The organism is Helicobacter heilmannii (assembly GCF_001283065.1).
GTDB lineage: Bacteria > Campylobacterota > Campylobacteria > Campylobacterales > Helicobacteraceae > Helicobacter > Helicobacter heilmannii.
Map to the genome: position 1 here is coordinate 266,128 of NZ_CDMK01000002.1, position 26,945 is coordinate 293,072.

The following is a 26,945-nucleotide window of genomic DNA, read 5'->3' on the forward strand; positions in this document are numbered from 1 at the left end:
CACTTTGGAGCGTGTGTTGAGTAGTCTGTTCTTGGTCTTGCAGATTGTGCTGGCTGTGTTGATTGTCATTGTGGTGTTGTTGCAAAAAAGCTCAAGTATTGGGCTAGGCGCGTATAGCGGGAGCAACGAGTCGCTCTTTGGGGCAAAGGGCCCGGCAAGTTTCATGGCTAAGGCGACTATGGTGCTGGGCTTCTTGTTCTTAGCAAACACCATCGCCCTAGGCTACCTCTACAATAAAGAGTACAACATTAGCCTGATCGACAGCGCACCCAAGGCCACCCCGCTCGTGCCCCTTGTGCCTAAAAACCCCACGCAAAACAACCCTTTAAGTAACCCCCTACTCTTGCCTAAAACCGAGAAGCACCCCCTAGCCGTACCCTACAAGCACGAAAAGCACAATGCCATTCCCTTGCCCGAGCACAAGACACATACAGAAAGCAAGAAAGAAACCCAAGAAACCAAACAAGACAAAAAGGACAGCCATGTTAAATGACATTTACAAGCACACCAAGGAGCAAATGCAAAAGAGTTTGCAGGCATTAAGCAAGGACTTCACGACCTTGAGGAGTGGGCGGGTCTCTATTAGTTTGGTCGATCATGTCCGTGTGGAGTATTACAACACCCCCACACCCTTAAACCAAGTCGCCTCCGTGATCGCCACAGATGCTTCTACGATTACCATTACCCCGTGGGAGAGGGGGCTTTTAAAAGAAATTGAGCGGGCACTGCAAGAGGCCAATATTGGGGTTAATCCCAGCAATGACGGCGAAAATGTCAAACTCTTCTTCCCGCCTATGACCATGGAGCAGCGCAAAGAGATCGCTAAAGACGCGCGGGCAATGGGCGAAAAGGCGAAGGTGGCGATCCGCAATGTCCGCCAAGACGCGAACAACCAAATTAAAAAGCTAGAGAAAGACAAGGCGATCAGCGAGGATGAAAACAAACGGGCACTAGCTGAGGTGCAAAAATACACCGATGACTTTATCACAAAAATAGACGAGCACACCAAGGCCAAAGAAGAAGAAGTCCTGAAGGTTTAACATGGATATTCGCAAAATCTACACCGATTGCGGCGCGCTCTTAGAGGGACATTTTCTGCTCTCTAGTGGTAACCACTCTAGTTTTTATTTACAATCAGCTAAAGTCCTTGAAGACCCCCAAATTGCCGCCAAGTTAGCCGAAGTGCTCGCTAAAGAAATCCAAAAAGCTCACTTAGAAATTGCCACCATTTGCTCGCCCGCCTTGGGGGGGATTTTAGCTGGTTATGAGTTGGCAAGGGCTCTTGGCGTGCGCTTTATCTTCACCGAAAGGGTGCAAGGGGCGATGGCTTTAAGGCGGGGCTTTAGCGTGCAAAAGGGCGAGAGAATTTTGATCTGTGAAGACATTATCACCACGGGCGGTTCAGCTGTGGAGGCGGCCGCGTGTGTGGAAAATTTAGGCGCGCAGGTGGTGGCCTTTGCCAGCCTAGCCAATCGGGGCATTTGTAAAAGGGGTTTAAACCCCGCGCATAAGGAGGCGTGCAAGTTGCCAGCCCTGCCCTTCTTTGCTTTAGCAGATTTTCACTTTGACATGTACCCCCCTGATAACTGCCCGCTGTGCGCACTTAGCCAAGCCATCAAGCCGGGCAGCCGGGGCAATTAAAAGGCGTGTGTGCGCAAAACTTCAAAGCCTTACATGGGCTAGACAGACTGAAAGCCTTTGTTACGGACATGTTCATGCTCTACACCCCTCTTTTGTATTTTGTTACCTATGTTATTTTAGGCTCGGCTCAAGCGTTTAGAGAAAATCAAATGGCGGTGTTTGCGTGCGTAGCGGGCTTTGGCGTGCTCTCTAGCTTGTTCTTGTGTGTGAGCGGACAGACCCCGGGGCTGCGCTATGTTGGGCTTAAATTAGTCTGCACAAAAACACAAAATAAGGTGGGCTTTTTGCGTGCATTGCTGCGCTTTTTTGTGTGGCTTGCGGTGGCGAGCACGCTCATAGGTCTGCTCTTGCCCTTAATGCGCCCCAATATGCGGCTCTTGCACGATGCGTTGTGCAACACCGCCATGCAGAAGGTTTAATTCTTTTGGCTACAATGCGCCCTTTAGGTGTGGAGATAAAAAGTGTATTTTAACCGAGAACTTTCGTGGCTGCGCTTCAACACGCGGGTTTTAGACCAAGCCTGCGACACCCGCCTACCCTTGTTGGAGCGTTTGAAATTCCTAGCCATTTATGGGACGAATTTAGACGAGTTTTATATGATCCGCGTGGCTGGGCTAAAGCACCTAGCCGACAACAACATGACCACCACAAGCTTAGATGATTTAAGCCCAAGAGAACAGCTTGAGCGCATACACGCCTACGCCGCTGCTGAACAAAAAATCGTGCAAAAGCAGTTTTTGGGTTTAAAAGAGTCTTTAAATAAGCATGGCCTAAGCCTTAAAAGTGTGGCAAGCCTACCGGTCAAATACCACTCTAAATTGCAAGCCTATTTCCACAAACACCTATACCCCATCGTTGTGCCGACCTTACTCGACCTCAACCGCCCCTTCCCCTTTGTGCGTAACTTGAGCTTTGGGCTTGTCTTTGAGTTGGAGCGCAAGGACGGAGAGATCGTCTATGGAGCGGTGAAAATCCCCTCTTTGCTTAAACGCTTTGTGCAGATCGACACGGGCGTGTTTGTGGCGGTGGAGGAGATCGTGCAAAAATGTGCCCCCTTGCTCTTTGAGGGCTACACGATTTTAGAGAGCATGGTGTTTCGAATCACTTGCGATGCCGACATGGAGATCATTGAAGATGAGGGGCATGACTTGGTGGATCGCATCAGCGAGGGACTAAGGACGAGAGATCGGGGGGAGGCGGTGCGCTTGGAGGTGGGTGGGGGGAGCGTGCATTTGCGCCAAATTTTAAGCACCCAAATGCCCGGCGTTACTTTATACCCTAGTCGCATTTTGCTGGACTTGGGGCGCTTGTGGGAGTTGGTGGGGTTCAAAGGCTACACCCATTTAAAAGCCCCCGTGTTCGTGCCTAAGATTCTGCCCCCCTTAAGCGGCATTGACTTTTTAGACAGCCGGGCGTTCTTTGAGCTGCTCGATCAACAAGACATTTTATTGTTCCACCCCTATGAGAGCTTTGATCCCATCGTGCATTTTATCCAAAACGCCGCTGAAGATAAGGATGTCGTGTCTATCCGCATGACTTTATACAGAGTGGGTAAAGAGTCGCCCATCGTTAAAGCCCTCACAGAGGCTGCACCCTACAAGCAGGTGAGCGTGCTCGTGGAGCTTAAAGCCCGCTTTGATGAGGAAAATAACCTGCATTGGGCAAGGGCTCTAGAAAATGCCGGTGCGCATGTGATCTATGGGGTGTCTAATTTAAAGGTGCATGCCAAGGTGGCATTAGTGGTGCGCCAAGTGGGTGATGCCTTAAAAGAATATGTCCATGTCAGCACGGGCAATTACAACACGCTTTCGGCGAAAGTCTATACGGATTTGAGCCTGCTTAGTGCCAACCCTAAAATCGCGCACGACACCCTAAAGCTCTTCCACTCGCTAGGCACGGGCGTGAGTGCTAAGACGCATTTAAGCACGCTTTACATGGCCCCCAAACAAATTAAAAACAAAATCCTCTCTTTAATCACCCATGAAATGGGCTTGAAGCGCAAGGGGCGGATCATTTTTAAGGCGAACGCGCTTGTGGATAAGGACATCATCGATTGCTTATACAAAGCCTCGCAGGCGGGGGTAAGGATTGATTTATTAGTTAGGGGGATTTGTTGTTTGCGCCCACAGGTTAAAGGGGTGAGTGAAAACATTCGGGTTTTCTCCATTGTGGGTAAATATTTAGAGCACGCCCGCATTTATTACTTTGCCCACGACACGCACAAGCTGTATTTTTCCAGTGCGGACATGATGCCACGCAATTTACAAAAGCGCGTGGAGCTCTTAATCCCTGCCACTTCTAAGGCGATCCAGCGCAAAATGTTGCATATCTTGCATTTGCAACTCAAAGACAACGCCCAAACCTACGCCCTGCAGGCTAGCGGCGAGTATGTGCGCCTAAGCTCCACAAAGCCCCCTCTAAATGCCCAACTGCTGTATGAAAAGATTGTGAGCGCGGCTGATGACACCTAAGTGGTTATTTGCCTTAGAAGCTGAGAGGGCGCACGCCCTCGTGGAATGTGGTTTAAAAATTTGGGGCAAGTTGCCCCACGGCTTTAGGCTGCCAAACCCCGCCCTAGCCCAAGAGATTTTGGGCTTAAGCCTGCCTAATCCGATCGGGCTGGCTGCGGGCTTTGATAAAAACGCCACGATGGTCGTAGGGCTTAGCCATTTGGGCTTTGGCGCAATAGAGGTGGGCACGCTCACATCCAAAGCGCAGCCGGGCAATCCCAAGCCTAGAGTTTTCCGCTACATTGACAAGCAAAGCCTACAAAACAGCATGGGCTTTAACAATGCAGGGATTAAAAAAGCCGTCCAAAGGCTAGAGAATTTACCCCCCCTGCCCTGTCTTATCGGGGTGAATTTGGGCAAAAACAAGGACACGCCCCTAGCTGAGGCTCTAAGCGATTATGAAAAGGCGTTAGAGGCAAGCCTTGGCGTGGGGGATTATTATGTCTTTAATCTCTCCTCGCCCAACACCCCGAATTTAAGGGACTTGCAAAATGAGGACTTTGTGAGCGAATTGTTTTCTATGGCACTTGAGCGCACCCACAAGCCCTTGTTTTTGAAGGTCGCCCCTGACATGCCCACAGATGCGCTCTTGGCGGTGTGTGAGCGGGCGATTAAGGCGGGGGCAAGGGGGCTTATTGCCACCAACACCACGATCGATTATTCTTTATTGCCCGGGGCGCGCACAAGGGGCGGGCTTAGCGGGCGGGTGTTGCATGATAAGGCGAAAGCGGTGTTTGCAGAGGTGGCAGAGGCGTTTTTTGGTAAGGTCATTTTGGTGGCAGTGGGGGGGATTAGCAATGGACAAGAAGCCTATGAGCGGATCAAAATGGGAGCGCATTTCGTGCAAATATTCACCGCTTTTATTTACCAAGGCCCTTCAATCTGTAGACAAATAAACCAAGATATAGTAAAATTGCTCCAACAAGATGGGTTGAGCTCAATCCATGAGGCTGTTGGGATTGGACGAAAAAGATGAAACGCGCGGGTCGTTTTCTTGTTTTAATTTTAACACTAGGTGGTTTTATGCAAGCAATGAACAAGCTGGATGTGCGCACATATTTGCCCCACTATGAAAGCACTACTTTAGAGAATGGATTGCAGGTGGTTGCTGTACCTTTAGCGAATAAAAGCGGGGTGATTGAGGTGGATTTGCTCTATAAGGTCGGCTCAAGAAACGAGCGTATGGGTAAGAGCGGGATCGCCCACATGCTCGAGCACATGAGTTTTAAAAGCACCAAACACTTAAAAGATGGCGAATTTGACACCGTTGTAAAAAGCTTTGGAGGGGTCAGCAACGCCTCTACAAGCTTTGACAGCACCCGCTATTTTATCAAGGCAAGCAATGCAAATTTAGACAAATCTTTAGACTTGTTTGCCGAAATGTTGGGCTCTTTGCAACTCAAAGAGGACGAGTTTCTGCCCGAGCGCCAAGTGGTGGCAGAAGAAAGACTATGGCGCACGGACAACTCCCCACTAGGTTATTTATATTTCCGCTTTTTCAACACCGCCTTTGTGTATCACCCTTACCATTGGACTCCCATTGGCTTTATGCAAGACATACAGCACTGGACGATCGATGACATTAGGGAGTTCCACGACACCTACTACCAACCCAGTAATGCCATTTTATTAGTCGTGGGCGACATTGACCCTAAGAAGGTCTTTGAACAGGCCAAAAAGCATTTTGCCAATATCCCCAATAAAAACAACAACCCCATCCCCGAAGTGTATATGCAAGAGCCGATCCAAAACGGGCTGAGAGAAACCGTGATCCACAAAAAAGATTTGTCCTTAGAGTGGCTGGCTATTGGGTGGAAAGTCCCCCCTTTCGCCCATAAGGACCAAGTCGCCTTAAATGCCCTTGCTAAGCTGTTGGCCGAAGGCGATAGCAGTTTGTTGCGTAAAACCTTAGTGGATCAAAAACGCTTAGCCTCCCAAGTCTTCGCCCAAAACATGGAACTCAAGGACGAGAGCGTGTTTTTATTCATTGCGGGGGCAAACCAGAATGTAGAGGCCGCCCAAATCAAAAAGGAAATCCTAGCGATTTTAGACAACATTAAGCATGGCGGAGTGACCCAACAGCAACTAGATAAGGTAAAGATCAACAACCGCGTGGACTTCATTGCAGGGTTAGAGGATTCCTCAGATGTTGCTGAAATGTTTGCTGAGTATTTGACCCAAGACAGGATTGAGGATATTGCCCGCTATGAGGAGGAGTTTGAAGCCCTGGAGGTGAAAGACATAGTGCGGGTGGCAAATGAGTATTTTAGGGACGAAGCCTACAGCGTTGTAACACTAAAGCCCTAAGCCATGCACGCTCTAAGCGCATTAATCACCCCCTTTAAGCTCGATTTGAGCGTGGATGAAAATGCCTACGCTGCTTTAATTGAAAGGCAGATTCGGCACGGCATGGACGCTTGTGTGCCCGCAGGCACGACTGGTGAGTCGGCGACTTTAAGCCATGAAGAGCACATGCGCTGCATTGAAATCGCCCTAGAGGTGTGTAGGCCTAAGGGTGCGAAAGTCTTGGCGGGTGTGGGCAGCAACGCGACAAGCGAGTCGATCATGCTCGCCAAGTTCGCCCAAAAAGCGGGTGCAAATGCACTTCTTTGCGTGAGCCCCTATTACAACCGCCCAACCCAACAAGGCCTATTCGAGCACTACAAGGCGATCGCCAACTCTGTAGAAATTCCTTTAATCCTATACGATGTCCCCAGCCGCACGGGCACGCAAATTGCCACAGAAACAGCCGTGAAACTCTTTAACGAAGTGCCTAACATTGTCGGCATTAAAGAAGCCTCCGGACAAGCGGGGCGGCTGGTGGATTTCGCCCACTTCGCCCCCGATATGCAGATTTACAGCGGAGAGGACAAACTCAACCACATCATCATGGCAAGTGGAGGGCTGGGCGTGATCTCGGTTACGGGCAACTTGCTCCCAGACAAGATCGCGCGCATGGTGCAGGCCAATTTAAAGGGCGACTTTGTTGCCGCGCAACAAATCCACAACGGGCTGTATGAAATCAACAAGGCTCTCTTTTGCGAGAGCAACCCCATCCCCATCAAAGCATGCATGCATATGGCAGGCTTGCTAGAGCATTTGATCTATCGCCTGCCCCTAGTGTCCCCGAGCCGTGAGCACATGCGCTTTTTAGAAACGATCTTAGAGAAATATGAGGTATTGAAATGAGTATGCAGGGCAAGACTTTAGTCATCAGCGGAGCGACACGGGGCATTGGCAAGGCCATTTTGTACCGATTCGCCCAAAATGGGGTCAATGTGGCTTTCACCTACAACAAGAACGAGGAAGAAGCCGCCAAAATCGTCGCCGACTTAGAGGCCAATTGCCATGTGAAAGCCAAGTACTACCGCCTAGACATCTTAGAACCCGAACAATACATTGAGCTATTTAAACAAATCGATGCCGACTTTGAGCGGGTGGATTGCTTCGTATCTAACGCGATCATCTACGGGCGCTCTGTGGTGGGCGGCTTTGCCCCCTTTATGCGCTTAAAACCCAAGGGGCTTAATAACATCTACACCGCCACGGTTTTAGCCTTCGTGGTGGGGGCCCAAGAAGCGGCCAAACGCATGAAGCTTGTGGGCGGGGGGGCGATCGTGTCCTTAAGCTCTACAGGCAATTTAGTCTATATGCCAAACTACGCCGGGCATGGCAACTCCAAAAATGCCGTGGAAACCATGGTGAAATACGCCGCGGTGGATTTGGGCGAATTTGGCATTCGGGTGAATGCCGTGAGTGGCGGGCCCATCGACACAGATGCGCTTAAAGCCTTTCCCGACTACGCCGAGATCAAAGCTAAAGTGGAAGAACAATCCCCTTTAAAACGCATGGGCAATCCCACCGACCTAGCCGGGGCGGTGTATTTCTTATGCGACCCTGAGCAAAGCGCGTGGCTCACCGGGCAAACCATCGTGGTGGATGGGGGCACCACCTTTAAATGAAGTCTAATGACTATTTATTTGCACAAAAATGCTGAATTGCAGGTGGCACGCAAAGCCATTTTGTCCGCCAATGTCCTTTTAGTCTTGCTCTTGGGACTGACCGCCTTTGGGGCGATGACCTTGTTGCAAAAGGGCGGTGCCCCCGATTTTAAAACCCTAAGCCCTAGCGCTGTAGGGTTTTATTTTCTCTTATGGCTTGGCATGTTTGTGTGCCAAATTTTTGGCTATTACAAGCTCGCCAAAGTGGGGCGCAATTTATTGATTTTCCGCTGTGTCGCCTTCCCCTACATTGTGGATGCCCTGCTCTCTTTGTTTCTCTTGCTTGCCATGCCAAAGGCGAGCATCACCCAAATCTTTAACTTCAAAATCATCACCTTCTTTCTCTACGCTTACTACTCTTATAAGCTCTTTTATGAGCTCAGCCGTGTTACTGAGGACAACTACTTTAGACAGGGCATTTTGCTCTTAGGTTTTTGTTTAACTCTCCTGCTCTTCATTTTGGGGATCGGGCGGGGGGCTTTGATCCTCTTTAGTTTTCTGTTCTTGGTGGGCATGCTTGTGGGGTGGGGCATGATTTTTACGGGTTTCTTTAGACTCAAGCACATCAACACCCCATGAAATGGATAAAACAAATCCCCAACACCTTAACGGTTTTACGCATTCTGCTCTCTGTATGCCTACTCTTTTTGATTTTGCACGCCAGCCAGTGGTTTAAAATCTCGCCCACAGGACTAAACTATACCAGCGCATGCGTGTTCGCCTTTGCAGGTTGCACCGACTTCTTAGACGGCTACATCGCCCGCAACTATCAGCTTAAAACCCTCTTTGGCGAAATCTTTGACCCGCTCGCCGATAAAATCCTCATCCTTGCGGCGTTTTTGGGGCTCTTGGCTTTGGGGCGCATCAACGCGTGGATGGTGTTTGTGATCTTGGGGCGGGAGTTTTTTATCGCCGGGCTTAGGGTGTCGGTGTCTAGCCACGGGCAACACATCGCCGTGAGCCAATGGGGCAAGTATAAAACCTTTTTGCAAATGTGCGCCATCATCGTGTTGCTCTTAAACCTGCATTTAGGCGGAGTGGCTTTTGGGGATTATTTAATGGCATTGGCAGTGTTTGCGACTTTGTATTCGGGCTTAGATTACACCCTGAAGTATTATAAAATGGTGCAAAATGGGAACATTTGAAGCCCTGTTGGCGTTGGGCTTTGTGGTGCTTTTTCACGAGTTTGGGCATTTTCTTGCGGCGCGGGCTTTTGGGGTGCGCGTGGAGGTGTTCTCTCTTGGCTTTGCTACAAAGCTGTTTAAAAAAACCTATCAAAATACCGAATACGCCCTCTCTTTAATCCCGCTGGGCGGATATGTGAGTCTGCAACAAGAGGGCAAAGATGGGTATCTCTCTAAGCCCCTTTGGCAAAAAAGCCTCATCTTGCTAGGCGGCCCGCTCTTTAATTTCTTACTCGCCTTTTTGCTCTACACCGCCTTAGCCCTCATGCCCCAAGAACGCCTAGAGTCTATAGTTGGGCAAGTCATGCCAAACATGCCCGCTGCCAATGTGTTAAAAGTAGGCGATCGTATTTTAGCCTTAAACGACACACCCATTCAAAGCTTTGAGGACCTACAAAAGGCGGTGAAAAACGCCCCCAATTTAGAGGTGGTGCTAAGGCTAAAAAGGGGAGAGCAGACCTTGAGCCTAGCCCTAACGCTCAAAGAAATGCCCGCCAAAGACGCATTCAACCAACCCACCAAAATTAAAGTGCTGGGCATTAAACCCCAAGACGAGACTTTTTATTTCCACTACACCCTCTTACAGGCCTTAAAGCACGCCTTCACACAATGCGCCCATTTAATTGCCCTCACCTGTCAAGGGCTTTTAAAGCTCATAGAGGGCATCGTGCCCTTGTCAAATGTCAGCTCGGTGGTCGGCATTGTGGGGTTTTTAGCACACCAAAGCGGCTTAGAAATGTGGCTCTTGAGTGTGGGTTTCATTTCCATCAGTTTGGGGCTTTTAAATTTGCTACCTATCCCGCTACTAGATGGCGGGCAATTAGTGTTGTTGTGGATAGAAAGGCTGGTAAAGCACAGCTTTTCTGCCAAACAAATACAGGTCTTAAACACCCTGGGCCTTGCTTTTTTATTAGCACTCTTGGGGCTTGGGCTGTTTAATGATTTGGCGGCCATGTTTGCAAAGCCTGCTTAATCACCTCCATCACGCAACTAATCCCCCCCGCTAAACTAAAGAGCCAGTACTTATGGGCGTAAATCCAATCTAATTGCTTGGCTTGCAACTCCTCTTTAGTGGGCGTGGGTCTGACCACAATTTTAGCAATGTCTAATTCTTGGTGGAAAATATAGGATTGGATCGCATCGTTGAAGCAGTAGTTGAACTCGGGTTCATCAAATAGGGCTTTAATGTCGTTGATTTTTTGGCTGAGCTCCTCTAGCTTGTCTAAATTAAGGCTCTCCAAATCACCCTTGGCGTTTAGCTCCTCTACATGCTCTAAAAAGGGGGCGACTTCTAAAAACAACTCTTCAATGCGCTCCTTGCACCGCTTGGAGTAGTCTAAAATATCCAAACATGTTTCGTGGACTTCTTTTAATTTTTGGGCACTCAGCCCAGGGCTTGGGGGTGTGAGCTTTAAAGGAGATTTAGGCACAAGATTGCAATCAGCCCGCACTCTATCTGCCGCCTCTTTAAAGGGCAATTCTAGCGTCCCTTGGATGCGTGCCCCCCCCTCTGTGGCGTTGATGATCTCTAACTTGTAGGGGGTGTGGTAAATGTCCTTTTCAAAGAAGTCTAAAAAGAGTTTCCATATTCTTGTGGTTTCCACGACACCCCGCCCCCCATAAGCGGGCGTGAAGACCTTAGAGCCCGTCTTTTTGGGCGCGATCTCATCTGCCCCATACAACGCTCCATCTGCGTGGCTATGCCCATTAGCTCCAAAGCTCAAATCCTGCCCGATGAAAATGCAACGGGCAAAGCGTGCATGTACCACCAGCTCATAGGCCATGTTTGCTGCGCTCATGCCAATGCCCAAGTAGCCATATTCGTGTAGGCCAAATAAACTGGTGTAGCCAAAGGGACGCAGGCTAAATTGCTTAACGCCCTTGCTGATGGCTTGGTGGAGTGTTGGATGCACAATGGAGGTGAGGGCAAAGATCACGCCCTCTTGGGCTTCTTGGGGCGTGTCGGTGTAAAACTTGGCGGTCGCCTCCACACGTTCTAGCGAAAAGACCAAATCAGGCTTGATGCCTGCTGCGGCTAAAATGGGAAAAGACGCGTCTATACAAAAGAGTGTTGCAAAGGCCGCGATTTCCTTTAAAAGAGGGAGTTGTTTGTTTAGACTGGGTCCGGTGGAGACGATGATCGCCGTGTTGTGTGTGGCGTTGCGCCGCTTTAGGGCAGAGAGCAAATCTAGCAAGGTGGGGCTTTTGAGCACGAAGGGCAAATTGGCGACATGGTGCTTAATTCCAATGATCGCGTCTTTAGCGTCATTACCCACCCCAATAGCAGCATTTTCTAAGGCTTTGGTGAAGTCTGAATTAATGCGCTGGATGTCTTCTAAATAGTGCTCGTAGTAGGGGTAGGTGATGTGCAACTCAAAGACTTTAGCATATAAGCATGCTTTTTTATCCATATTAAACAAGGAAGCGAGCATTTGGTAAGAACATGAACTTTGCAAGAGAAAGATCAAGCGGTCAGTTTTGATCTCTTCGGCAAAGTCTAGAAGATTAAAGATGATGAATAAAATCTCAATCTCAGGCTCAATGATGACAATCCGTTTAATCTGCTCGTAAGCAAGCAATAGTCTAAACAAAACGCCATTGCCTGCGCCATAAAAGTATAAATAGGGGGTATAAGCATAAGAGCTTAGGTCTTTAAATTTTTGTAGATTTTGCTCTAGGGGTTTGTACTCAAAAATTGGGGTGTTGGTGTCGGTGTCGATGATGTTGAAGTCATCTTGTTGCATGAAGACTTCATATCTACTGTTGCCTTGCACCCTTGAAAGGCACTGGGCTAAAAGGGGATCTTTTAGCTTAAGAACCTCTAGGTTGCGCTCATACAGCGATGGCATGCCCACTATTGCAAGAGCCGTAGGACATTTTGTTGCACGGCATTGGCCTGGGCCATCGCAAAACTGCCTGATTGCGCCAAGATATTGTATTTGGAGAAGCTGGCGCTTTCTTCGGCAAAGTCCACATCTCTGATTTGCGATTCGGCGGCTTTGACATTCACTTGGGTTACGGAAATATTGTTGATGGTCGTTACCAACTCCATTTGCACTGAACCCAAGTCTGAGCGGATTTTATCCAACTGAGTGCGTGCACTCTCAGCCATGTCCATCACCACCATAGCCCCCCGCAGACTTGTAACACCCGCTCCAATGCCCTTAAAGTTTAATTTAGCTTGGGCAGCGTTTGCGTTGCCTCCGCTTGCACTGGCGACATTGGCATCAAAGACCCCTCGCACAGCCCGCAGATTCACGGTGTACTCGGCGATGCCCTGTGCGGAGTGCAGTCCAATATGGCTGTAGTTGATCCCGCTGATGGCAATGTCCCTAGCATCTTGTTTGATCAAGGTCAAGCGCCCCACGATGGCGTGTGCATTGCCTGAAATGCCCACAAAGTTCCCACCCCCAAAGACATGGGCAGAGGCACTCACGGCGTGCACAGCGATAGCGCGCCCATCCATGGATTTTAAATTGATGCGCCCGGTGATGTCGGTGTAGGCCTCCACGCCTGTGCGCTCTTTGACCGAGTTGATCGCATTGACAAGCCGCCCATCGCGGTCGTTGCGTTTAACATCGTTAATGTTGCCGATCAACACTCCATTGATAGTGAGCCCCCTAATGGTGCCCGATTGCACCGGCTCGCCCCCTGTACCGATGACCGTGGCTGTGGCGCGTACGCCCAGGGTGTTGGAGTTCTTGTTGATGACCTCCACCAACGCCCCCAGCCCCGTGCCTGCACTTGTTGAAATCTTAACCGATTCTAATTTAAAGTCATTCACACCATTGGCTTGTTTAAAATTTAGTGTAACTTCTTGCAGGTTATGCGCCCCTGCGCTCACTTCCATGCCATCGCGATCCATTGCCGAGGTTTCAAAGCGCACATGCCCGATTTTATCTGATCCTGTGGGTCCGATGGAGGCTTTGATAGTGGTGTTGGAATAGGCCCCAATTTGAAACTCTTTATTGGAAAAACTGCCTGCCAAGAGTTGTTGCCCGTTAAAACTGGTGGTGTTGGCGATGTTGTCCAACTCCTCTAAGAGCCGCAAAATGTCGCTTTGCAGTGCCTTTCTAGTTTCTGTGGTCTGCCCATCTTGAGCGGCTTGCACGGCCTTAGTTTTGACCGTGTCTAGGATTTTAATCTGCTCATCCATCGCCTTATCGGCGGTTTGGACGATCCCGATTGCATCGTTTGCATTTTTGATGGCTTGGCCCAAACTCGCGCTTTGGCTGCGCAAACTATCGGCAATCGCCATCCCTGAAGCGTCGTCTGCTGCTTTGTTGATGCGTAGCCCAGAGCTCAACTTCTCTAAAGAGCTAGCTAGGTCTCTGTTGTTACGCACCCCGATGGTGTGTGCGTTTAAAGCCGCGACATTAGTGTTGATCCGAAAACTCATCTTTGCATCCTTTGCTAATTGTTATGGCAACAGCTAAGCAAGGGCCGTTCCACTTTTTGAAACGCGGATTTTAAGCAATAAACCACTTAAAAATGTTTTATAATGTGCTGAATAATTAGAAATTCCACATTAAAGAGTTTTGCATGCAAAAAAAGCTCATCATTGTAGAATCCCCCACCAAAGCCAAGACCATCGCCAACTTCCTAGACTCCAGCTACCAAGTCATCGCGTCTAAGGGGCATGTGCGGGATTTAAGTAAATACGCCATGGGGATCAGCATCCAAGAGGATAAGTTTTACCCCAAGTACGCCGTGTGTAAGGACCACGAGGACATTGTCGCCCAAATTTTAAGCCTTGCCAAGAGTGCGGCGCAAATTTACATCGCCACCGATGAGGACAGAGAGGGCGAGGCGATCGGCTATCACATCGCCTATTTGATCAAAGAACAGCAAAACAAAAGCAAAAAATCCAGCACTGCCCAAGAGATCGCCGATTTGGAGAGCCAAACCCAGCAGCCTACCGATAACCCCGTTTTCACCCTGCCACGCATTGTGTTCCACGAGATCACCAAGTCAGCTATTTTGCACGCCCTAGAAAATCCCAAGACCTTAGACATCTATAAAATCAACGCGCAGCTAGCTAGGCGTTTGTTAGACCGTATTGTGGGCTTTAGTTTGAGTTCGCTCTTGGCACATAAAATCTCAAGGGGCATGAGCGCGGGGCGGGTGCAAAGCGCGGCACTAAAAATTGTGGTGGACAGAGAGCGCGAGATCAGGGCGTTTGAGCCCATCATTTACTACAATATTGAGGGGGATTTTAAAGGCATCCACGCCAGCCTAGACACCTACAAGGGTGCCAAGGTTAAAAACCAAAGCCTAAGAGATAAAGAAGAAGCCTTTAACATGTGTACCTTTCTTAAAGAGCAGAGCTATGTTGTGCAAGAAGTGGTGCAGAAAAACAAAGTTTCCCCAAGCCCGCCCCCCTTCATGACCTCCACTTTGCAGCAGAGCGCGTCCACGAATTTGGGCTATGGCCCCTCTAAAACCATGGGCATTGCGCAGAAACTCTATGAAGGCGTGGCGACTCCTGATGGAGTGAGTGGGGTCATCACCTACATGCGCACGGACAGCCTAAATATTGCTAAAGAAGCCAAAAACGCAGCCAAAGACTTCATTAAAGTTACCTATGGGGACAAATACCTCCCCAAAAACCCCAAGGTCTACACTTCTAAAAATAAAGCCGCCCAAGAGGCACACGAAGCCATCCGCCCCACAAATTTAAATTTCACCCCCCAAGTGGCGAAAGACTACCTAAGGCCCGAAGAACATAAACTCTACACCTTGATTTACCAACGCTTTTTGGCCTCGCAAATGGCGGATGCGCTCTTTGAACAGCAAAGCGTGTGTGTGGGCTGTGAGAGCGCAACCTTTAAAGCCAGTGGGCGTAAATTGGTCTTTGAGGGCTATTTAAAGGTGCTGCAAGAAAAGATCGAAGATAAACTCTTACCTCCTCTGCAAGTGCGGCAGCCACTAGCTTTAAGCCACATCAATGCCAAAGAGTGCAGCACCGAGGCTCCCCCCCGCTATTCGGAGGCCTCTTTAATCAAAACCCTAGAGAGTTTAGGCATCGGCAGGCCCAGCACCTACGCCCCCACCATCGCCCTTCTCATCAACCGCGACTATGTCAGCTTAGAGAAAAAGCAACTTGCCCCCACAGAGAACGCCTTTGTGGTTGTAGATATTTTAGAAAAGCACTTCACCAATATCGTGGATGCGGCCTTTAGTGCCAGTTTGGAGGACAAATTAGATGCGATCGCCAGTTCTAAAACTTCGTGGCAACAAATGCTTATGGAGTTTTATACCCCCTTCATGCACCAAATTCAAGAGGGTAAGGAACAAATTGTTTCCCAAAAGGTGAGCGTACCCACAGGGCAGTTTTGCCCGCAGTGCGGGGCTCCTCTCGTGGAGCGCAAGAGCCGCTTCGGGGCGTTTGTAGCGTGCAGCGCGTATCCTAAGTGCAAGTTCATCCAAGTCTCCCAAGAAAGCACAGAAGAACACCCGCCTTGTGAAAAATGCGGATCGCCCATGGTGTTTAAGAGGGGACGCTTTGGGCAGTTTGTAGCGTGCAGCGCGTATCCTAAGTGCAAGAACATCCGCCAAGAAGCCCCTAAGCAAGAGAGTATGCTCTTTAAATGCCCCGAGTGTGGGGGGCAAATTGTGCAAAAAAGGGGCAAGAAGGGGGGGTTTTATGGCTGCAACAACTACCCCAATTGCCATTTTTTAACCAGCTACCCACCCATCGACAAGCCCTGCCCCGAGTGCGGGTATCTCATGGTTTATAAAGCCTACAAGAAAAAGCCCGGTGTCAACACCTGCTTAAAGTGCAAGTTCAGCGAAGAAGTGGCGCAAGTTGTTTAACCCCATCTTTGGTCCGCTCAAATCCCGTCGCTTTGGGTGGTCTTTAGGCATTGATGTATCCGGGCAAGCAAAGCAGTGCAATTTTGATTGTTTATATTGTGAACTCACCGCCAAAAAGCCCCAAGAAGCCATGCAAGAGGTGATGCCCCCCAATCTCATCTTAAACGCCCTAAAATCTGCCATAGACAAGCTCAACACCCCCGTAAATGTCTGTACCACCACCGCCAATGGCGAGCCGACTTTATACCCGCATTTAAAAGAGCTGATTGTGGGCATGCAAAGCTTGATCCCCAAGGGGGTGCAGACCTTGATTTTAAGCAATGGCTCAAGACTGGGCCTAGCTAAGGTGCAAGAGGTGCTGGTGCATTATGACATTGTGAAGTTCTCTTTAGATGCCATTTGGCCAAAGGTGTTTAGCCGCATAGATCGCCCGCATAAGGGGTTGTTCCTAGCAACAATCTTAGAGGGGATTTTAGACTTCGCCCAAAAATACCAAGGCTTTTTGGTGGCGGAGGTGCTCTTGGTGGCTGGGGTGAACGACAACCCCGCACACATCAAGGACTTGGCAGACTTTTTAAGACAAGTGCCCAACTTAAGACGCATAGACCTAAGCACGATCGATCGCCCCCCCGCACATAGAGCCAAGCCCCTGGAGCCTGCCAAGTTGCAGGAATTGACCGTCCATTTTCAAGGCTTGCCCTTAAGCTTACCCAAGCGGGTTTTAGAGCAAGCCCAAATCCCTAGTAGCAAGAAAGCATTTTTAGAGCTGCTAAGGTGTCGCCCTTTAAGCGTAGAGGAGGCGCGCTGTTATTTGAGTGCAAGTCAGTTGCAAGAATTGCAAGAAGCTGGGGCGTTGCAAACCAAGCAGGTGGGACAAATGTATTTTTATTACCATCCATAAACTTACTTTGATATGGTATAATTTCGAAAAATTTAAGGATGTTTCATGAAAATACGCGCCTTGTTGGTGGCGGTGGTTCTTGTTGGTGGGCTTTACGCCTTAGAACACACCAGTCACAAAAAACCTAAAGAGAGAATCGAGGAAGCACTGCTGAGCGACACGCAAATTGGGCTAAGAACAGCCCCCCTAGAGAATGAACACGCACTGGAGCTTCAGAATTATAGCTACCACAAAAATCCTCCGGGCGAGAGCCAACGCTTTGAGCGTGCCTATGAGAATGCCCCGCCCATGATCCCGCACGACACCACAGGCTTGCTGCCCATCACCAAGGACAATAACCAGTGTCTAGGTTGCCACATGCCCGATGTCGCCCCCACGGTGGGCGCAACCCCCGTGCCTGCTTCACATTTATACGACTTTAGGCTCAACCGCCCCACAAAGAACCACAGCGTGAGCGATGCCCGCTTTAACTGCACGCAGTGCCACGCCCCCCAGGCCAACGCCGCCCCCTTGGTAAAAAACAACTTCAAGCCCGTGTTTAGTAACAAAAAGCTGGAATTCCGATCGGATTTCATGGATGTCGTGGATGTAGGGGTCAAGGATTTAACCAAGACTAACAGAGTAAAGGCCAATTCTAAGTAATGACCACCACCATCAAGACCTTTCAGTATCTAGGGGTAGTTGCCTTTCTTGGGGGCTGTTGGGTGGGCGTGCCCAGGGATGTGGACGCTAAACTACCCGACATCGACACCTTGAACGAATGTGGCGAGATGAAAAATGAATGCGTGGGCAATAAGAATGGCGACATCGCTAAAGAGTCTAAGCCCGTGCGCTACGGTGCTTTCCACGACATCTTTTTAGCGGGGGTCAAGCTCGCGCATGGCGGGAAGTTCGCCACCTCTTCTTTACCCCCTACAGGAGCGGGCTACATCCCTTACAACCGGATGATGTTCCCATGGGCAATGGGCATGCCTGCTTACAACTACCCGATGGGGATGTACCCCTATGGCTACCCGATGGGCATGTATCCCATGGGCATGTATCCCATGATGAGTTCCATGCCCATGATGTACGGGCCTTGGTGGTGAAAAACCGGAGGTTTTTCGTTAAAGCCAAAGGCTTTTCGTCTACCTTCGAACCTTAAGTTGGGATTTAAGCAGGATTTTTTGCCACACGCCAAGCCTTAAATGGGATTGTTAGGATTTTCATCTCTGTGCTAAAATACCCCTTTCACCCCTTAAAGGACAGCCATGCCCAAACAATACCTTTACATTGTCCAAGCCAGCCATGAAAGCACGCGTTGCAAAATCGGCATCACCAACGATTTAGAGCGCAGACTCAAGGAATATAACAGCATCACGGGGCAATCTAAGGACACCACTTATAGCTGTCTTTTCACCTGTGAGGTCGCCAACATGCACCAAATCGAGCAGAATTTTAAAAACGCCTTCGCCCACCTAAGGGAAGTGCAAACCCGCGAGATTTATTTTTATAATCCTAGTTTATTTGAAACTTATATAAGTTTCATCAAAGCCCACCCTTTATTTGTAGCCCAAGTGAGTATCAAACAGCCCAAGGACAAACCCCAGCAAAAGCCTTTAACCACGCCTAGCATGCAAGAGCGGGGTGTTAGCAGAAAAACCCTACTAGATAGAGCCAAGCGTGTCAAATACGACGAGTTTTACACAAGATATGAAGATGTGGAAAAAGAATTATCCCAATACCCCCTAAAGATATGGAAAGATAAGGTGGTCTTTTGCAACTGCGATGACGCAATTGGGGAGAATAGAGATTACACCGACTCGTCTGCCTTTGCGCTTTACTTCTTAAGGCATTTCTTTAGACTAGGGCTTAAAAAGCTCATTTGCACCCACTATGGGGGCAGTCCGGTGGATTTATTCAGCGCGGGGGCGAAGGGCTATATTTTCACAAAAGAGGGCGCACAAGAGATGAAGTACTCACCCCGCCATTACGGCGGAGGGTTTGAAGAAAAGGAGTCGCTAAGGATTTTAAACGAAGAAGCGGACATTGTGTGCACCAATCCACCTTTTTCACGCGCCATAGAGTATTGGAAAATCCTCATCCAAAGCCAAAAGAAATTCATTATCCTTTCTAACATCACCAATTGCGTAACGACTGCTTTCATCCCCTATTTTGCTAAAAAAAAGGCATGGGCGGGTTATACCCGTGTGGATTGGTATTTGGACCCCAAACACCAATTAGCACGGGCAGCAGGACACTTTTTTACGAACTTCCCCATTAAAAACCGAGCCAGTATTTCTAGGCTTAAGCTTGTCCCCCTAGCCGACATCCCCGACACCTATAAAAAATATGACGATGATGGGGTGCTCTTGGTGGAGAATAACTACATCCCCACAGACTACGACTTGCCCTTTGCGGTGTCAGCACGGCAAATCTTAAATGGGGTGTTAGAGTGTGGGTATAAAATCGCCAACAACTCAAAATATAATCCTCATATTGAGGGTGAGGAAAAATTTTCAAGGGTGCTCATCCAAAGGGTCGGTTGAGCCTCTTTTAAAGCTCATTTAATTCCCCTTGCATGGCCCTAAATCTGCACCCCCAAGCCTCTAAACCCAAGGATATAACCTCTGCTCTACACAAAACAAGAGGGCTAAAAAGAACAAGCAATCTCCTAAATTCCTCACCACAACCACCAATCCAAAAAACCAACCAAAGCACAATGTCAGAGACTCTAACCCACCAAAAATTATTTAGCCCCAGCAAAAGCTCTAGCGCAATCTTCCACATCCATGAAAAATTCATTGGTGTGGACATCAAGGAATTTTAAGACAGCAAGGACAAATACATCGTGCGAGACCTTTTAAAGCTGCTATGGGTGGTGGGGGGTTTGTCCACCATTGGGGTTTAACAAGCCATTACTCAATGGCCACCTGGTCGGCATAAAGAAAATCGGCTACGCACAAACCACCCCGGGACAACAGGGCTGGTGGAGCACCACGGGGCTAATTTGATGTCATTGAACAACTCTTAGCTTCTTACAAGATACTGAATACTGAACTTTAGAAGCTGTATCCCCAAGACTCAAGATGCCGAAGACATCACAAGCATCGCAGGCATCATGGGGATATTGCCGTTTGAAACCAACTTCCTGGAAGTAGCACACTCTATCAAAGAACAAATGGAGGGGGATCACCAACATCAATTAAACGATGTGATCGCTGGAGCAAGCAACCAACAAAAATGTCATATTGCCCAAACCTCCTCTGCTATCAGTCAATATATCCACAAATCAAGCATGTTTGAACACGATTTGTCTAAAAGAGTCTTGGGTGTCATCTACCTGTGTGGGTGATTTTCTCACAAAAACAGACTTCCATGCCTTTTAGCATCGTTTGGATTTAACAGCGCATAGATTGACATACTCCTCATAACTAAAATTAGGGATTCTAACTTTAGCCAAGATCGTGGCTTCAAGCCAGCTCCGTTTGGAGTCTTATGTTCTCTATTGCTAAGGTTGATGCCCCAAAACCAAAGGGTATTACCCCTTGATTGCGACTAAAATTTAGCTAAAGCCTGCCGCCAATGCTAGCCTTAATCCGCCTAGTTAAAGCTAGGGACTCTAGGGCGCGAGTTGGTAAAGTCGCTGATATTTAAATCTTAAACAATACACGGCTATTTAATTTTAAATCTATTGTACTTTCATGGTGTTAGTTTTTCGCATTTAAGCGGGCTTTGGGCTGTGGAGGCTTTAAAGATAGAGGTTAAAAAATATGCTAGAATGCACCATTGATTTTTGGCTGTATGTCAAAATAAGGAGAGAGATTGAAAATTTTAATTGTGGATGACAGTTCAACCATGAGAAGGATCATAAGAAATACCTTGCAACGCTTGGGTTATGAGGATATTTTGGAAGCTGAGCATGGCGTGGAAGCGTGGGGCAAGCTGGATGCCAACGACACCACGGGGGTTTTGATCACCGACTGGAACATGCCCGAGATGAACGGGTTGGATTTAGTCAAAAAAGTGCGCTCGGACGGGCGTTTTAAAGATTTACCTATTATTATGATCACCACAGAGGGAGGCAAGGCGGAGGTCATCACCGCTTTAAAAGCAGGTGTAAATAATTACATCGTAAAGCCCTTCACCCCGCAAGTGCTGAAAGAAAAACTAGAGGTTGTGTTGGGGACAAATGACTAAATAGGCCAACACTTGCAAGAAGTCTATTTTAAAACAATCGTTTTGCCCACACACCACCCCGATCTTTTTGTCGCCTTTTTGCTCGACTTCACACAGGAGGCGGTTGAGGAAGCCCTTGCCCCAAACCTGCCCTATGCGTGCTTTGGCACAGAGGAGAGCACAGATACGCCCTTACCCCAAGAGGGCTTCATTGTCTATTCACAACACGATCCTAAGCCCCTTTTAAAGGCTCTAAAGGGCTTTTGTACTGAGTTAGCCAGCCGCACGGGCGAGGCAGTCGCCTTTTACCACCACAGCGCGCAACACGAAAATAAAGACTGGATCGAGGCTTATAAAGCGGGTGTTTCGCCCATTGTGTGCGGGGATTTTGCCATTAATCCTAGTTGGGCTAAAGAGCCCTTAAATGCGCCCATTTGTTTAAATATTGATCCAAGCCTAGCCTTTGGCACGGGGCATCACGAAAGCACCCGCTTGCTTTTGCAAGCCTTTAGCCCCCTGATTTTGAGCGGGCAAGTCGCCCTAGATGTGGGCTGTGGGAGCGGGATTTTAGGGCTCGCCCTAGCCAAGAAGGGCGCAAAGGTGCATTTATGCGACATAGACCCTTTAGCCCTTGAGGAAACCAAAAAGAATTTTGCCAAGAACCACGCCACTTATGAAAAGCTTTGGCTAGGTTCCATAGAGGGGGAAAACTACGATTTGATCGTGGTGAATATCGTGGCAAGTGTAATTATTGAGCTCTACCCTGCGCTTTTAAGGGCAAGCCACGCGCACACACAGGTTTTTTTATCGGGGGTTTTAGAAGAGTATGCCCCCCGTGTTTTAGAAGTTTTTACCCCCGCTTTTGACTTAACCAAGCGCACCCAAGAGAACGAGTGGGTGTGTTTGCATTTATCTAAAAGCGAAACATTGTAAGGAATTGTATGGAAAACAACAAAGGACCGGGCGATCCTAGCCCCAAAAAGCCCATTTTACAAAATCCCTTAGTTTTGATCGTGGTGTTTATCCTTGTCGCGATCGTGGCGATGCGGGTGATGAACAGCGATGATGGCTTTGGGGAGCGCTTTTTATCCACAAGCACAAAAAACATCAGCTACCACGAGATGAAAGAGTTGATTGAGAAAAAAGAAGTGGATAGCGTGAGTATCGGGCAGACTTTGATTAAAGCCACGAGCAAAGAGGGGGGCTCTAAGATCATCTATGTGGCTAAAAGAGTGCCGGATCTCTCTTTAGTCCCGCTTTTGGACGCACAAAAGATCAATTACTCCGGCTTTAGTGAGTCTAATTTTTTCACGGAGATTTTAGGCTGGCTCTTGCCCGTACTCGTGATTTTGGGGCTGTGGATGTTTATGGCAAGCCGCATGCAAAAGAACATGGGCGGGGGGATTTTTGGCATGGGCAGCTCTAAAAAGCTCATCAACGCTGAAAAACCTAAGGTGCGTTTCAATGACATGGCCGGCAACGAGGAAGCTAAAGAGGAGGTTGTAGAGATCGTCGATTTCTTAAAATACCCCGATCGTTACGCCTCCTTGGGGGCTAAAATTCCTAAGGGTGTGCTTTTAGTGGGCCCTCCGGGCACAGGCAAGACTTTACTAGCTAAGGCGGTGGCAGGGGAGGCAAGCGTGCCCTTTTTTTCTATGGGCGGGAGTAGCTTTATTGAGATGTTTGTCGGTCTAGGGGCAAGTAGGGTGCGCGATCTCTTTGATATTGCCAAAAAAGAAGCCCCCAGCATTATTTTTATTGATGAAATCGATGCCATTGGCAAGAGCCGCGCAGCTGGGGGGATGATTAGTGGCAATGATGAGAGAGAGCAAACCCTTAACCAACTCTTAGCCGAGATGGATGGCTTTGGCTCAGAAAACGCCCCTGTGATCGTGCTTGCCGCCACCAACCGCCCCGAGATTTTAGATCCAGCCCTTCTACGCCCCGGGCGCTTTGATCGCCAAGTTTTGGTGGATAAACCCGATTTTAATGGGCGCGTAGAAATTTTGAAAGTGCATATCAAGCCGGTAAAACTAGCCAATGATGTGGATTTACAAGAGATCGCCAAACTCACGGCCGGATTAGCTGGGGCAGATTTGGCCAATATCATCAATGAAGCCGCTTTGCTGGCTGGGCGCAACAACCAAAAGGAAGTCAAACAACAACACTTAAAAGAGGCCGTAGAGCGAGGCATTGCCGGCCTAGAGAAGAAGAGCCGGCGTATTTCGCCCAAAGAGAAAAAGATTGTCGCCTACCACGAGAGCGGACACGCCGTGATCTCCGAGATGACAAAGGGCTCGGCACGGGTCAACAAGGTTTCTATTATTCCAAGGGGCATGGCAGCTTTGGGCTACACGCTTAATACCCCTGAGGAGAATAAATACCTCATGCAAAAGCACGAGCTCATCGCTGAGATCGATGTCTTGTTGGGCGGACGCGCGGCTGAGGATGTCTTTTTGCAAGAAATCTCTACGGGGGCTAGCAATGATTTAGAGCGCGCCACAGATATTATTAAGGGCATGGTGAGCTACTATGGCATGAGCGATGTGAGCGGGTTGATGGTGCTAGAAAAGCAGCGCAATTCCTTTTTAGGAGGGGGATTTGGCAGCCCTAGAGAGTTTAGCGAAAAGACCGCCGAGCAAATGGATCACTTCATTAAGACCTTGCTAGAGGAGCGCTACACGCATGTCAAGCAGACTTTGAGCGACTATAAGGAGGCGATCGAGGTGATGGTGGGCGAGTTGTTTGAAAAAGAAGTCATTACGGGCGAGCGCGTGCGTGAGATCATTAGCGATTACGAGACAAGCCACAACTTGGAAAGCCGCCTTGTGCCCCTAGAGGAACACGCAAGCTAGTGAAACCGCTCTATCTCTTCCCTAATCTTTTCACGGCGAGCAGCATTTTTTTAGGCGTGATGGCGATGCTTCACGCTTCACATGGGGAATTTATGGTGGCGTGCTGGATGGTGGTGGGGAGTTTAGTTTTAGACGGGCTGGATGGGCGCATCGCACGGCTTACCAACACCACGAGCAAGTTTGGCTTAGAGTTTGACTCGCTGGCGGATGTCGTGGCTTTTGGGGTGGCGCCAAGCCTCATCGCTTACTTTTATATGGGGCATTTTTATGGGAGGTGGGGCATGGCCGCTTGCGCTCTGTTTGTGATTTTTGGGGCGATCCGCCTAGCCCGTTTCAATGTTACCACCCAAACCACCGATCCCTATTCCTTTATCGGTATTCCCATCCCTAGCGCGGCTGTGCTGGTGGTGCTGGGCGTGTTGATCGACAATAAATACGGGATTTTGCAAGAGGGCTGGGGCAAGTTCTTTTTAGCCTACATTGTGTTTTTGGGCGTGTTGATGGTGAGCAATATCCGCTACCCCAACTTTAAAAAAGTGCAGTGGAATTTAAAGCTCTTTGTGTTGCTGGTGTTGCTCTTGCTCTTGCTCTTTGTGCGCCCTTTGGAGGTGCTAGGCTCGTTTATGTTTTGTTATCTCTTTTATGGGCTGGCGCGCTGGGTGTTTCTCATGGCAAGGATTATATTTAAACATAAATGACAAGAATGCAAAGGTACAACAATGACAAAAGTGCAATTTTACATTGAGGGCATGACTTGCAGCGCGTGTTCTAGTGGGATTGAGCGCTCTTTGGGGCGCAAAGCGTATGTCAAAGAAGTGGGGGTGGATTTACTCAGCAAAAAAGCCTTTGTGGTCTATGATGAAAGCCAAGCCAGCTTAGAGGACATTTTTAAGCAAATTGGTAAGCTTGGTTACAGTGCTCAAAAAAAGCCGCTCAAAGACCTTTTAGAGCCGTCCTTTTTAACCCCTAATTTAAAACTACTTTTCACCCTACTTAGCGCGCTTGTGGTGCTGTGCTTATCGATGTTCGCGCCACTCTTGCCCCTGCCCGCTTTGCTAAAAGAGCCTTTTAATAACGGCTCAGCACAACTCATTTTTACTTTAATTGCCATGCACATGGGGCGCAATTTCTACATACACGGCTTTAAGGCGTTGTGGGCGCGCCAGCCCAATATGGATAGTTTGATTGCACTTGGCACAAGCGCGGCTTTCATGTATAGCCTAGTGTTGCTCTTGCGCGCCTACAACCACACCCTGATAGATGGCTACTATTTTGAGAGTGTGTGCGTGATTTTGCTCTTTGTGATGGGGGGCAAGAGAGTCGAGCAAAACTCTAAAGATAAAGCCCTGCAAGCCATGCAAGAGCTCATGCAAGAGCACAACAGCACAGCCCTTAAGGTGGAAAACGGGCAAGATAGTGAAGTGGCGATTGAGAGCCTGCAGCAAGGCGATATTCTGCGTGTCTTGCCCGGGGCGTATGTCCCTGTGGATGGGGTTTTAATAGAGGGGACAAGCGAGATAGACGAGTCGATGTTAAGTGGCGAGAGCGTGCCCGTGTTTAAAAAAGAAGGCGCAAAGGTCTTTGCGGGCACGCTGAACACCCACAGCGCGTTTTTGATGCAAGCCACCCACAACAAGGCGCAAAGCACCCTAGCCAAGATTTTAGACTTAATCGCCAAGGCCCAGGGCTCTAAAGCCCCCATTGCACGGCTTGCTGATAAGGTAGCGGGGGTCTTTGTGCCCGCTGTGATCGCGATTGCCAGCTTAGCATTTATCGTGTGGGTCTTTAAGACGGGCTTTAAGGAGGCTTTGGAGGTCTTTATCGCCGTGTTGGTGATCTCTTGTCCGTGTGCGCTAGGGCTAGCCACGCCGATGGCTCTCTTGGTGGCGCAAAAGGAGGCGGGGCTACTTGGGCTCTTTTTTAAAGACGCGAAGAGTTTAGAGCGTGCCAAAGACATTAGCCATGTACTTTTAGACAAAACGGGCACGATCACGCTAGGTAAACCCGTGGTCAAAGAAGTGCGCCCCGCTGGTGGGGTGGCACTCTTAGACTTGCTGGGGCTATGCGCGAGTTTGGAGGCGCAAAGCGAGCATGTGATCGCCAAAAGCCTAGTTAAATACGCCAAAGAACAGGGCGCGCTTTTGCAAGAGGTGCAGGGGGTAAAGGCAAGTGCGGGGCTTGGGGTGAGCGGATTAGTTGGGGGGCAAGAGTATAGAGCGGGCAATTTGGAGTTTTTTAGCGAGGGCAACCACTTAGGCGAATTTGAGGGGATCGGGGTGTTTGTGGGCACGCCTGGAAAAATCTTGGGGCTCATTGTGCTAGAAGATCAACTCAAAGAGGGAGCAAAAGAGGCGATAGAGGGCATGCACAGCTATGGGCTTAAAACCCTGCTTTTAAGCGGGGATCGAGAGGCGAGCGTGGCTAAAATCGCTGCTGAGCTTCAAATGGAGTATAAAGCGGGCGCAAAACCCCAAGACAAACTAGCCACTCTAGAGGACTTGCAAAAAAGCGGGGCGGTGGTGATGATGGTAGGAGACGGCTTAAACGATGCCCCGGCTCTAGCCAAAAGCGATGTGGGGGTGGTGATGGGGCTAGGCAGTGGGGCGAGTTTGGAGGTGGCAGATATACTGAGTCTAAATAACCACCCAAGTGCCGCCCTGCAGGCGATAAAACTTAGCAAGCTCACGATCACCAACATTAAACAAAATCTGTTTTGGGCTTTTTGTTATAATGCGCTGGCAATCCCCCTAGCTTGTGGCATAGCCTATCCATTCATGCTAAATCCCATGCTAGCAAGTCTAGCAATGAGCCTTAGCAGTTTAAGTGTGGTGTTCAATGCCCAGCGCCTAAGAGGGGTGCATAAAAAAATCAAAGGATGA

At 48.9% G+C, this 26,945-nt stretch carries 24 protein-coding genes; 22 read left to right on the forward strand and 2 right to left on the reverse strand.

Annotation, left to right across the window (positions count from 1 at the left end; all coding sequences use genetic code 11):
* Positions 1 to 16 precede the first annotated feature (16 nt).
* Genes secG through rseP form a run of 12 tightly spaced genes read left to right on the forward strand, consistent with a single transcriptional unit; the run spans position 17 to position 10,309 of the window.
* Positions 17 to 493, forward strand: coding sequence for a preprotein translocase subunit SecG (gene secG, locus AOG36_RS05440; RefSeq protein ID WP_082333479.1), 477 nt, complete (start codon positions 17 to 19; stop codon positions 491 to 493).
* A complete protein-coding gene (gene frr, locus AOG36_RS05445) occupies positions 483 to 1,040 on the forward strand; it encodes a ribosome recycling factor (protein WP_015107137.1) in 558 nt (185 codons plus the stop codon). The genes secG and frr overlap by 11 nt, the downstream gene beginning before the upstream one ends.
* Before the next feature lies 1 nt (position 1,041).
* On the forward strand, positions 1,042 to 1,641 hold the full coding sequence (gene pyrE, locus AOG36_RS05450) for an orotate phosphoribosyltransferase (protein ID WP_053825654.1): 600 nt from the start codon (positions 1,042 to 1,044) through the stop codon (positions 1,639 to 1,641).
* A gap of 5 nt (positions 1,642 to 1,646) precedes the next feature.
* Positions 1,647 to 2,060, forward strand: coding sequence for an RDD family protein (locus AOG36_RS05455; RefSeq protein WP_015107135.1), 414 nt, complete (start codon positions 1,647 to 1,649; stop codon positions 2,058 to 2,060).
* Positions 2,061 to 2,102: 42 nt separating this feature from the next.
* A complete protein-coding gene (gene ppk1, locus AOG36_RS05460) occupies positions 2,103 to 4,112 on the forward strand; it encodes a polyphosphate kinase 1 (protein WP_015107134.1) in 2,010 nt (669 codons plus the stop codon).
* Complete coding sequence (gene pyrD, locus AOG36_RS05465; protein WP_015107133.1) at positions 4,102 to 5,127, forward strand: dihydroorotate dehydrogenase (quinone); 1,026 nt, start codon at positions 4,102 to 4,104, stop codon at positions 5,125 to 5,127. The genes ppk1 and pyrD overlap by 11 nt, the downstream gene beginning before the upstream one ends.
* Positions 5,124 to 6,458: a M16 family metallopeptidase gene (locus AOG36_RS05470; RefSeq protein WP_015107132.1), complete on the forward strand. Its 1,335-nt coding sequence runs from the start codon at positions 5,124 to 5,126 to the stop codon at positions 6,456 to 6,458. The genes pyrD and AOG36_RS05470 overlap by 4 nt, the downstream gene beginning before the upstream one ends.
* A gap of 3 nt (positions 6,459 to 6,461) precedes the next feature.
* On the forward strand, positions 6,462 to 7,340 hold the full coding sequence (gene dapA, locus AOG36_RS05475; RefSeq protein ID WP_053825655.1) for a 4-hydroxy-tetrahydrodipicolinate synthase: 879 nt from the start codon (positions 6,462 to 6,464) through the stop codon (positions 7,338 to 7,340).
* Positions 7,341 to 7,342: 2 nt separating this feature from the next.
* A complete protein-coding gene (locus tag AOG36_RS05480; RefSeq protein ID WP_053825723.1) occupies positions 7,343 to 8,113 on the forward strand; it encodes an enoyl-ACP reductase in 771 nt (256 codons plus the stop codon).
* Between the two features lie 6 nt (positions 8,114 to 8,119).
* Positions 8,120 to 8,731 carry a hypothetical protein gene (locus AOG36_RS05485; protein WP_015107129.1) on the forward strand — a complete coding sequence of 204 codons (612 nt, stop codon included), beginning with the start codon at positions 8,120 to 8,122 and terminating at the stop codon, positions 8,729 to 8,731.
* The gene (gene pgsA, locus AOG36_RS05490) at positions 8,728 to 9,297 is read left to right on the forward strand and encodes a CDP-diacylglycerol--glycerol-3-phosphate 3-phosphatidyltransferase (RefSeq protein WP_015107128.1); all 570 of its coding nucleotides are present in this window, start codon (positions 8,728 to 8,730) and stop codon (positions 9,295 to 9,297) included. Before AOG36_RS05485 ends, pgsA begins: the two co-directional genes overlap by 4 nt.
* Positions 9,284 to 10,309 (forward strand): RIP metalloprotease RseP, encoded by a 1,026-nt coding sequence (rseP, locus tag AOG36_RS05495; RefSeq protein WP_015107127.1) that lies wholly within the window; start codon positions 9,284 to 9,286, stop codon positions 10,307 to 10,309. The genes pgsA and rseP overlap by 14 nt, the downstream gene beginning before the upstream one ends.
* Here the strand turns inward: rseP and AOG36_RS05500 are convergent.
* Positions 10,272 to 12,185, reverse strand: coding sequence for a motility associated factor glycosyltransferase family protein (locus tag AOG36_RS05500; RefSeq protein ID WP_053825656.1), 1,914 nt, complete (start codon positions 12,183 to 12,185; stop codon positions 10,272 to 10,274). The two genes, rseP and AOG36_RS05500, sit on opposite strands and share 38 nt — an antisense overlap.
* A gap of 5 nt (positions 12,186 to 12,190) precedes the next feature.
* On the reverse strand, positions 12,191 to 13,735 hold the full coding sequence (locus AOG36_RS05505) for a flagellin B (protein ID WP_015107125.1): 1,545 nt from the start codon (positions 13,733 to 13,735) through the stop codon (positions 12,191 to 12,193).
* Positions 13,736 to 13,878: 143 nt separating this feature from the next.
* Here AOG36_RS05505 and topA point away from each other — a divergent pair, with 143 nt between their 5' ends.
* The 10 genes from topA to AOG36_RS05565 all read left to right on the forward strand — a co-directional run bounded on the left by topA (position 13,879) and on the right by AOG36_RS05565 (position 26,945).
* On the forward strand, positions 13,879 to 16,152 hold the full coding sequence (topA, locus tag AOG36_RS05510; RefSeq protein ID WP_015107124.1) for a type I DNA topoisomerase: 2,274 nt from the start codon (positions 13,879 to 13,881) through the stop codon (positions 16,150 to 16,152).
* Positions 16,145 to 17,053, forward strand: coding sequence for a radical SAM protein (locus AOG36_RS05515; protein ID WP_015107123.1), 909 nt, complete (start codon positions 16,145 to 16,147; stop codon positions 17,051 to 17,053). Before topA ends, AOG36_RS05515 begins: the two co-directional genes overlap by 8 nt.
* A 45-nt stretch (positions 17,054 to 17,098) precedes the next feature.
* On the forward strand, positions 17,099 to 17,695 hold the full coding sequence (locus AOG36_RS05520; protein ID WP_015107122.1) for a nitrate reductase cytochrome c-type subunit: 597 nt from the start codon (positions 17,099 to 17,101) through the stop codon (positions 17,693 to 17,695).
* On the forward strand, positions 17,695 to 18,141 hold the full coding sequence (locus tag AOG36_RS05525) for a hypothetical protein (RefSeq protein WP_015107121.1): 447 nt from the start codon (positions 17,695 to 17,697) through the stop codon (positions 18,139 to 18,141). Before AOG36_RS05520 ends, AOG36_RS05525 begins: the two co-directional genes overlap by 1 nt.
* A 162-nt stretch (positions 18,142 to 18,303) precedes the next feature.
* Positions 18,304 to 19,581, forward strand: a complete 1,278-nt coding sequence (locus AOG36_RS05530) for an adenine-specific methyltransferase EcoRI family protein (RefSeq protein WP_053825657.1) — start codon at positions 18,304 to 18,306, stop codon at positions 19,579 to 19,581.
* A 1,276-nt stretch (positions 19,582 to 20,857) separates the two neighbouring features.
* Complete coding sequence (locus AOG36_RS05545) at positions 20,858 to 21,232, forward strand: chemotaxis response regulator CheY (protein WP_015107116.1); 375 nt, start codon at positions 20,858 to 20,860, stop codon at positions 21,230 to 21,232.
* Positions 21,233 to 21,244: 12 nt separating this feature from the next.
* Positions 21,245 to 22,144, forward strand: coding sequence for a 50S ribosomal protein L11 methyltransferase (gene prmA / locus AOG36_RS05550; RefSeq protein WP_015107115.1), 900 nt, complete (start codon positions 21,245 to 21,247; stop codon positions 22,142 to 22,144).
* 8 nt (positions 22,145 to 22,152) lie between these two features.
* Entirely contained in the window at positions 22,153 to 24,066 is a 1,914-nt protein-coding gene (gene ftsH, locus AOG36_RS05555; RefSeq protein ID WP_015107114.1) for an ATP-dependent zinc metalloprotease FtsH, read from the forward strand.
* A complete protein-coding gene (gene pssA / locus AOG36_RS05560; RefSeq protein WP_015107113.1) occupies positions 24,066 to 24,764 on the forward strand; it encodes a CDP-diacylglycerol--serine O-phosphatidyltransferase in 699 nt (232 codons plus the stop codon). The genes ftsH and pssA overlap by 1 nt, the downstream gene beginning before the upstream one ends.
* Before the next feature lie 21 nt (positions 24,765 to 24,785).
* Positions 24,786 to 26,945, forward strand: coding sequence for a heavy metal translocating P-type ATPase (locus AOG36_RS05565; protein ID WP_015107112.1), 2,160 nt, complete (start codon positions 24,786 to 24,788; stop codon positions 26,943 to 26,945).

Excerpts from the sequence above, each read along its gene's own strand:
- pgsA (WP_015107128.1), top strand. The coding sequence starts at position 8,728 with ATGAAATGGATAAAACAAATCCCCAACACCTTAACGGTTTTACGCATT.
- rseP (WP_015107127.1), top strand. The coding sequence starts at position 9,284 with ATGGGAACATTTGAAGCCCTGTTGGCGTTGGGCTTTGTGGTGCTTTTT.
- dapA (WP_053825655.1), top strand. The coding sequence starts at position 6,462 with ATGCACGCTCTAAGCGCATTAATCACCCCCTTTAAGCTCGATTTGAGC.
- AOG36_RS05505 (WP_015107125.1), bottom strand. The coding sequence starts at position 13,735 with ATGAGTTTTCGGATCAACACTAATGTCGCGGCTTTAAACGCACACACC.
- AOG36_RS05500 (WP_053825656.1), bottom strand. The coding sequence starts at position 12,185 with ATGCCATCGCTGTATGAGCGCAACCTAGAGGTTCTTAAGCTAAAAGAT.
- AOG36_RS05485 (WP_015107129.1), top strand. The coding sequence starts at position 8,120 with ATGACTATTTATTTGCACAAAAATGCTGAATTGCAGGTGGCACGCAAA.
- AOG36_RS05530 (WP_053825657.1), top strand. The coding sequence starts at position 18,304 with ATGCCCAAACAATACCTTTACATTGTCCAAGCCAGCCATGAAAGCACG.
- AOG36_RS05480 (WP_053825723.1), top strand. The coding sequence starts at position 7,343 with ATGCAGGGCAAGACTTTAGTCATCAGCGGAGCGACACGGGGCATTGGC.
- ftsH (WP_015107114.1), top strand. The coding sequence starts at position 22,153 with ATGGAAAACAACAAAGGACCGGGCGATCCTAGCCCCAAAAAGCCCATT.
- topA (WP_015107124.1), top strand. The coding sequence starts at position 13,879 with ATGCAAAAAAAGCTCATCATTGTAGAATCCCCCACCAAAGCCAAGACC.
- pyrE (WP_053825654.1), top strand. The coding sequence starts at position 1,042 with ATGGATATTCGCAAAATCTACACCGATTGCGGCGCGCTCTTAGAGGGA.
- AOG36_RS05520 (WP_015107122.1), top strand. The coding sequence starts at position 17,099 with ATGAAAATACGCGCCTTGTTGGTGGCGGTGGTTCTTGTTGGTGGGCTT.
- AOG36_RS05525 (WP_015107121.1), top strand. The coding sequence starts at position 17,695 with ATGACCACCACCATCAAGACCTTTCAGTATCTAGGGGTAGTTGCCTTT.
- pyrD (WP_015107133.1), top strand. The coding sequence starts at position 4,102 with ATGACACCTAAGTGGTTATTTGCCTTAGAAGCTGAGAGGGCGCACGCC.
- AOG36_RS05565 (WP_015107112.1), top strand. The coding sequence starts at position 24,786 with ATGACAAAAGTGCAATTTTACATTGAGGGCATGACTTGCAGCGCGTGT.
- AOG36_RS05470 (WP_015107132.1), top strand. The coding sequence starts at position 5,124 with ATGAAACGCGCGGGTCGTTTTCTTGTTTTAATTTTAACACTAGGTGGT.
- frr (WP_015107137.1), top strand. The coding sequence starts at position 483 with ATGTTAAATGACATTTACAAGCACACCAAGGAGCAAATGCAAAAGAGT.